Source organism: Haemophilus sp. HMSC071C11 (genome assembly GCF_001837655.1).
Lineage (GTDB): Bacteria > Pseudomonadota > Gammaproteobacteria > Enterobacterales > Pasteurellaceae > Haemophilus > Haemophilus influenzae.
The window spans coordinates 452-3195 of sequence record NZ_KV833446.1 but is presented as its reverse complement, the minus strand read 5'-3'; the positions used below and the strand labels follow the sequence as shown (position 1 = coordinate 3195).

Annotated in this window: 6 protein-coding genes and 1 tRNA gene; all 7 read right to left on the bottom strand. The window is 40.0% G+C overall.

Annotated elements, in window-relative coordinates; genetic code table 11:
* On the bottom strand, positions 1-257 hold a 257-nt coding region (locus HMPREF2644_RS07815), incomplete at its 3' end, for a DUF2570 family protein (protein WP_070828377.1).
* Positions 230-772, bottom strand: coding sequence for a lysozyme (locus HMPREF2644_RS07810; RefSeq protein WP_005654589.1), 543 nt, complete (start codon positions 770-772; stop codon positions 230-232). The genes HMPREF2644_RS07810 and HMPREF2644_RS07815, both read right to left, overlap by 28 nt.
* The gene (locus tag HMPREF2644_RS07805) at positions 753-1004 is read right to left on the bottom strand and encodes a phage holin family protein (protein ID WP_005688862.1); all 252 of its coding nucleotides are present in this window, start codon (positions 1002-1004) and stop codon (positions 753-755) included. Before HMPREF2644_RS07805 ends, HMPREF2644_RS07810 begins: the two co-directional genes overlap by 20 nt.
* 65 nt (positions 1005-1069) lie before the next feature.
* Positions 1070-1143 (bottom strand) — tRNA-Trp (locus tag HMPREF2644_RS07800).
* Between the two features lie 121 nt (positions 1144-1264).
* Positions 1265-1783, bottom strand: coding sequence for an antiterminator Q family protein (locus HMPREF2644_RS07795; protein ID WP_005651339.1), 519 nt, complete (start codon positions 1781-1783; stop codon positions 1265-1267).
* Positions 1784-2329, bottom strand: a complete 546-nt coding sequence (locus HMPREF2644_RS07790) for a recombination protein NinG (RefSeq protein WP_042599558.1) — start codon at positions 2327-2329, stop codon at positions 1784-1786.
* An 88-nt stretch (positions 2330-2417) separates the two neighbouring features.
* A partial coding sequence (locus tag HMPREF2644_RS09240) for a recombination protein NinB (protein ID WP_143422623.1) occupies positions 2418-2744 on the bottom strand: 327 nt, incomplete at its 5' end.

The window sequence follows — 2744 nt, the reverse complement described above, 5'->3', positions numbered from 1 at the left end:
GATTCAGCATTTTCTGTTGCTATCCTTTCTATCTCATTATTACGCTCTTGTTGCTCAATAACTGCATCACGCTCTTGTTGTAGCGTAATAGCCAATGCCTTGTTCGCATCTTCTTGCTGCTGGATAGTTTGGGCTTGAGCTTGGTTCTCGGCTTTTAAACTACTTATCTTCTGAGATTGAAACCAAGTCCAACCACACAAGCCCAAAATCAAACAAAGTGCGGTCAATTTTATGGCAGTTTCAAATCGGCTAAACATAATGCTTTCTCTTTTTCTCGGCGAACCACCAAACCTGCTAATTTTTTACCACTGGCATACACCCATCTAGGAAATTCGCCACAAGCCTTTTCATATTGTTTTGCTCGAAGATATTTAAACATCGTAGATTTGCTTACTGCCCCACAACCCACATTAAAAGTGATTGACACCGCAGAATCAAATACCGATTGCGGTAACATCTCGCCATTACCATATTTATTCACACATCGTTCAGCAATCACAATATCATTCTTCCAACGTTCGGCAATTTCCAAATCTGTGTAACGGTGTTTTGGATTGATTTTCTTACCACCATATTCAGTTGAACCAATTCCAACGGTCAAAACATCCGCAGGGCATTGATACGGATCACGTCTGCAACCCTCGGCATTCCCAATAATTTCAGCACCTACAGGACTTAATCTTAGCTCGCCACCGAACTGAGCATACATTAATCCCATTACCGTAATCACAGAACAAACACCAAGAGCTTTCCTAGTTTTTGTCAAAATCATCATCAAATCCTAAAGACAATCGTTTCATTTTCACACGGTGTATTTCTTCTGCACGCCGTTCTTCATTTTTTCTAACTTTCCCTTCTTGGCATTTAGCATACATATTCACGAGACCACTTATTAAACCTATAACAAGCCCCATAATAGCCAGCCATTCTTGAAATGAATACATTGCCCAGAACGCACCAAAGCCAGACCAAAAAATACTTTGGCTTCCTGCATCTTTTAACATTTTTACACTCCACCCATTTACAGGGCTGATAAAAAAAGCCCACGCATTAACGTGAGCTTGTGATGTGGCAAAGGCGCAAGGAATCGAACCTCAATTAGCGGTTTTGGAGACCGCTGTCTTACCATTAGACTACGCCCTTATAGTTTGATAACAAAAAGCCCCGACCGTTTCCGATCAGGGCTGTAAAAATCAATTTAGGTGTTCACTACTTATACTGCGACCACCATACATCTAAATAGTATGACACTTTGCCAAATATGTCAATATGTAATTTTGATTTTTTTGATATTTGTTGCACGTTCCCTGCTAGTTCTCTGAATAATAAAGCAAGTTATAAGCAGTTCGTGAATTATTGCTTTTGCAAAGTGTATCTCTTTTTCGACTTCACGATAGATTGTCCTAAAACTTGGCACTCTTACGTTAGATTTACCTGCACAAGGTCTCATTTCCTTAGCTTTGGATTTGCCGTGTAGGTGTTCTGCTATAAAATTGATTGTTCTTTTGTTTACATAATAAGCAAACACAATAAAGTGTAAGATTTGGTCATTTTTCTTAAAAAACATTTCAATGGTTTGACTAATCATAAACCCAGTTTCATCATCGCAAATTGGTTCATTTGGCTCTGCAGGAATGACTGATTGCATTAGTTTTGCAATAATATTTAATTGCGGTTTATCAAGCCTACCGCTGCGCACCCAAGCACCCCATTGATACATATAACGGTCAACAAATTCTTCTTGTTCAATCGTTAGTTCTGATAATTCGCTAAATTTACGCATTTATTCCTCTAGCTCTTTAATTTTTGTCTTGTAATACTTAATAATCGCCTTGCAATCTTCAATGGTGTATTTTTTCGGTTCGTGGTCTTGCCGTTCTAACCAAGCTACCTTATCCGCACCGATTTTATTGACGAGATTTATTCGATATTCGATGATATTTCCGCTCTTATGGTCATTACAGGGGGCGCATTGTTTATGTACGTTGAGCTCACAAAATCTTAATTCAGGACACGCCCCCACACTCCGATAATGCCCTGCGTGGTATTGCCCTTGATGATACCGACCGCAACTGATACAGGGTTCATTTTTATCTCGCAGACGGATAAATTTATTAAAGACCGATTGCGCCTCTTTCAGCCATTCTGAACGACTTTTTAATTTAGCCTTACGCTCCCTTTGTCTTTTCTTTTCTGCTCGTTCTTGCGCTTTTTGCACATTATCTCGAGCTAATTTAATCGCACATTCAGGCGAGCAAACTTTTTGTGTTGAGCTAAAGGTTTTTACAAACGCTTTGCCACAAACTTTGCATTTATACTCTTTCGCCATTAGCCAAACACCATATTAAACATTACCCAAACTGCCGCAATCAAAAGTACAATTTTTAACTCCAAAATCTCATCATCGTTTAAGCGTTTCATTTAAATCCCCATCTATCGTTAAATCTCACGCCATTTTGCACGCCCCAACTGGTCACATACTCGATTAGGCTCGCCATTCTGCTCACGCTCATTTGAGCCGAACTTTCACGGATATTCACAAATTCCCCCTCAAGACCTGGCACAACATCTGCTTTTTGGTTTGTGGCGATTGCGTGACCCGAAATAAACAACACTTTCCACTGCTCCATTGTGAGCTTACGCCCCATAAATTCCGCCTGATTTGCCACATCTTGGCACATAGCGTGAAACTTGGCGTTTTGCTCAAGATTCCGTGTTATTGGTTGGATTTTGACTACCAACGG

Bases quoted from the DNA above. Each gene is read 5' to 3' on its own strand.
- HMPREF2644_RS07810 (WP_005654589.1), bottom strand. From the start codon at position 772: ATGATTTTGACAAAAACTAGGAAAGCTCTTGGTGTTTGTTCTGTGATT.
- HMPREF2644_RS07805 (WP_005688862.1), bottom strand. From the start codon at position 1,004: ATGTTAAAAGATGCAGGAAGCCAAAGTATTTTTTGGTCTGGCTTTGGT.
- HMPREF2644_RS07795 (WP_005651339.1), bottom strand. From the start codon at position 1,783: ATGCGTAAATTTAGCGAATTATCAGAACTAACGATTGAACAAGAAGAA.
- HMPREF2644_RS07790 (WP_042599558.1), bottom strand. From the start codon at position 2,329: ATGGCGAAAGAGTATAAATGCAAAGTTTGTGGCAAAGCGTTTGTAAAA.